This window comes from Inquilinus sp. (genome assembly GCF_039594555.1).
Taxonomy (GTDB): Bacteria; Pseudomonadota; Alphaproteobacteria; order DSM-16000; family Inquilinaceae; genus Inquilinus.
In genome coordinates this window covers 1-3359 of sequence record NZ_JBCNNF010000579.1, presented here as the reverse complement: position 1 = coordinate 3359, position 3359 = coordinate 1, and the positions used below count along the sequence as shown (strand labels likewise).

Here is a 3359-nt window from a genome sequence, read left to right as displayed (position 1 = left end):
TTGCCTTATTTTCGCCCGGCCGACAGGTGCCAGGGCCCGACGGGGCGGTCTAGGCTGTTCCATCGCATGGCGGAGGGCACGGGGATGGCGCAGATCCTGGCCGAATGGGGCATCGCCGGCATGGAGGCCCTGCGGGGCCGGGTCGCGGCGCTGGTGGTCGTCGACGTGCTGTCCTTCTCCACCGCCGTGGATGTGGCGGTGTCGCGGGGCGCGCAGGTGCTGCCCTTCCCCTCTGGCGATCCGGCGGCCGCCGTGCTGGCGGCGGAGCGCGCCGGCGCCGTTCTGGCGCAGCCGCGGCGGGCGGGCCGGTTCAGCCTGTCGCCGGCCAGCCTGCTGGAGATCCCGGCCGGGACCCGGCTGATGCTGCCCTCCCCCAACGGCTCCCGGCTGTCCCTCGCCGGCGGCGGCACGCCGGTGCTGGCGGGCTGCCTGCGCAACGCCGCCGCGGTGGCACGGGCGGCGCGCGGCCTGGCCGGTGACGGCGATATCGGCGTCATCCCCGCCGGCGAACGCTGGCCGGACGGAAGCCTGCGGCCGGCGATCGAGGACCTGCTCGGCGCCGGCGCGGTGATCGACGCGCTGGCCCTGCCCTGTTCGCCCGAGGCGCAGGTGATGCGGGATGCCTGCCGCCTGGCCGGCGCCGACCTCCCGCGGCTGATCCGGGAGTCGATGTCCGGCCGCGAGTTGATGGAGCGCGGCTTCCCGCGCGACGTTGAGTTGGCGATAGAACGGGAAGCCAGCGCCACGGCGCCGCTGCTGGCCGACGGCGCCTACCGGCCGCCTGACCCGTTGCCCGCATGAGGGGTTGCAGAGGCAAAAAAGCGCTCAGCCGCCCTATCCGGGCGTGCGGTCGAAATAGGCCGCCTCGAGCCGATCGAGCCTCTGCAACAGCACCCAGCTTGCCGCAGTCGTCGCTTCGCTGCGCCGGACGAGTTCCCGGATCGCGGTCACATCAATACGGGTCTCCCGGGCGAGTCTCCGGGAAAACTGAATCGGATCTTCGCCTAGGGAACACGTCCGAGCCATATCATCACCGGCAAAGGGGCAGCCTCCGCGGGGCAACATCCCCGAGGGCGCTCTCGTTCCCCTCGGCCGGATGGCTTTAAAGCAAAATCGGCACTCAGTTCCGGTCGGGACGGTCGAGCTTGACGAGCAGCAGCCTGCTTCGCCGGATGGTCTCGCGACTCGTGGCGATACGGCGGATATCCTCCGACCTGTCCAGCGCCACCCGGTCGCAGAGTTCGGTTGACCGCTCGATCAGCGCGCGCATCCGGCTGTTCAGCAATGGAAATCGAGTCAGCGGCATGTCGCTTCTCCCGTTGAGGCGGGAGTTCGCGGCCATGCCGCCGTCTCTCGGTCGCCAACGCCCAAAGGTCGTTGCTGACGATAACAATGAGGTAGTCCGGCCGCGAGCCACGGCAAGGGCAGGGTCATCGGGTGGCGATGGCCAAGTTTATCTCATGGCTCGGGGAAGTATTCCTCGTTTGGCTGGGGCCGCCGCTTGCGCCTATCCAGGAGGCAGGCGGCGCGCATGGCGCCGCGCCGGTCAGGGACATGCTCCTGCCGGCAGCCCCGAGCCATGGAGACAGGATGATCCCGGTATCGCGCCGGCGGGCGCTGGCCCGCGCCCTGCTTGCCGTCCCCGCCTTCGCAGGCCTGGCGGCGCTGCTGCTCGGCGCCGCGCCCGACCCTGCGGACGCCCCGGTCGCCCGGATCGTCGACGACGCGATCCGGCCGGTGATGGCCCGGAACGATGTTCCCGGCATCGCCGTGGCGGTCACGGTCCAGGGCCGGCACCTGTTCTTCAACTACGGCGTCGCGTCGAAGGAGAGCGGGCAGGCCGTCACCGAGGACACGCTCTTCGAGCTGGGCTCGGTCAGCAAGACCTTCACCGCCGTCCTCGGCGCCGCGGCGCAGCTGCAGGGGGCCCTGGCCCTCTCCGACCCCGCCAGCCGCCACATGCCGGAGCTGGTCGGCAGCCGCTTCGACCGGATCAGCCTGCTCGACCTCGCCACCTACACGGCCGGCGGCCTGCCGCTGCAGTTCCCGGACGAGGTCACGGACGACGCGAAGATGGTCGCCTGGTATCGCGGCTGGCGGCCGGACTGGGCGCCCGGCACCCGGCGCCTCTACTCCAACCCCAGCATCGGCCTGTTCGGCCATCTCGCCGCCCGCAGCCTGGGCCGGCCCTTCGACGCGCTGATGCAGCAGCGGATCTTCCCGGCGCTGGGGCTGAGCCACACCTTCATCCGGATACCGCCGGAGCAGATGGCCGCCTATGCCTGGGGCACCAACAAGGCCGGGAAGCCGGTGCGGGTGAACCCGGGCCCGATGGACGCCGAGGCCTATGGCGTGAAGTCGACCGCTTCCGACATGATCCGCTTCGTCGACGCCAATATCGATGGCGCCGGGCTGGACGACACCACCCGCCGCGCCATCGCCGCCACCCATGCCGGCTATGACCGGATCGGCGACATGACCCAGGGGCTGGGCTGGGAGATGTATGCCTGGCCGGTCGCGCTGGACCGGCTGCTGGCCGGCAACTCGCCGGAGATGAGCTTGAAGCCGAATCCGGTCGACCGGCTGGACCCGCCTTTGCCGCCGCAAGATGACGTGCTGCTGAACAAGACTGGCTCGACCAACGGCTTCGGCAGCTATGTCGCCTTCGTCCCGTCCCGCCGCATCGGCGTGGTGATCCTGGCGAACCGGAACTACCCGATCGCGGACCGGGTGACGGCGGCCCACAGGATCCTGACGGCGCTGGACGGCGCGGAGTGATCTGAGGTCGGCCATGCCGGGGCCCGATGTCGAGCGTCTTCGCGTGGCTTCTCCCGCCTGGAGGCAGCTTTTCGGATTGCCAACACCGTCATTGCGAGCGCAGCGAAGCAATCCATGCAGCCGCTCGAGCGGGCCGATGGATTGCTTCGTCGGCTTCGCCTCCTCGCAATGACGGCGAAGAGGCGGAGTTGCGGAAAGGTCTCGCTTGTGGGAGAGGCAACGCCTTGGATTCGTTCCGCTCCAGCCCCGGAAACGAAAGCCCCCGCCGCGTGTGGGACGCAGCGGGGGCCTCCGATTGATCCGATCGCCGCTACTTCCGCGCCTCGACGGTCATGGCACCGAAGCCGCCGCGGGCGTTGTATTGCGGCCGGTACATGTCCTCGACATACGGGGCCGGCAGGGCGAAGCGGCCCGGGGTCACGGCGCGGGCCAGATAGGCCACCGTGAAGTTCCTTGTGTCGCCGGTCAGGTCGATCGCCGCGACGTAGCGGTCGTCCCGCATCTCGACATGCTGCGTGTCCGACAGCGTGTCGGCGATGTCGCCCAGCTGCGCGCCCTTGCCGACCGACGGGTTCTCGATC

Annotated in this window: 4 protein-coding genes; 2 read left to right on the top strand and 2 right to left on the bottom strand. The window is 70.1% G+C overall.

Annotated features, from left to right (window positions below):
- The coding region (locus ABDW35_RS34380; RefSeq protein WP_343718344.1) for a 2-phosphosulfolactate phosphatase at positions 1-801 on the top strand (801 nt) is incomplete at its 5' end.
- A 319-nt stretch (positions 802-1120) separates the two neighbouring features.
- Here ABDW35_RS34380 and ABDW35_RS34375 read toward each other — a convergent pair.
- The gene (locus ABDW35_RS34375; RefSeq protein ID WP_343718343.1) at positions 1121-1342 is read right to left on the bottom strand and encodes a hypothetical protein; all 222 of its coding nucleotides are present in this window, start codon (positions 1340-1342) and stop codon (positions 1121-1123) included.
- Between the two features lie 248 nt (positions 1343-1590).
- Between ABDW35_RS34375 and ampC the strand changes: the two genes are divergently transcribed.
- Positions 1591-2778 (top strand): class C beta-lactamase, encoded by a 1188-nt coding sequence (gene ampC / locus ABDW35_RS34370; RefSeq protein ID WP_343718342.1) that lies wholly within the window; start codon positions 1591-1593, stop codon positions 2776-2778.
- Between the two features lie 310 nt (positions 2779-3088).
- On the opposite strand, the gene ABDW35_RS34365 is transcribed toward ampC, so the two are convergent.
- On the bottom strand, positions 3089-3359 hold a 271-nt coding region (locus ABDW35_RS34365), incomplete at its 5' end, for a hypothetical protein (RefSeq protein WP_343718341.1).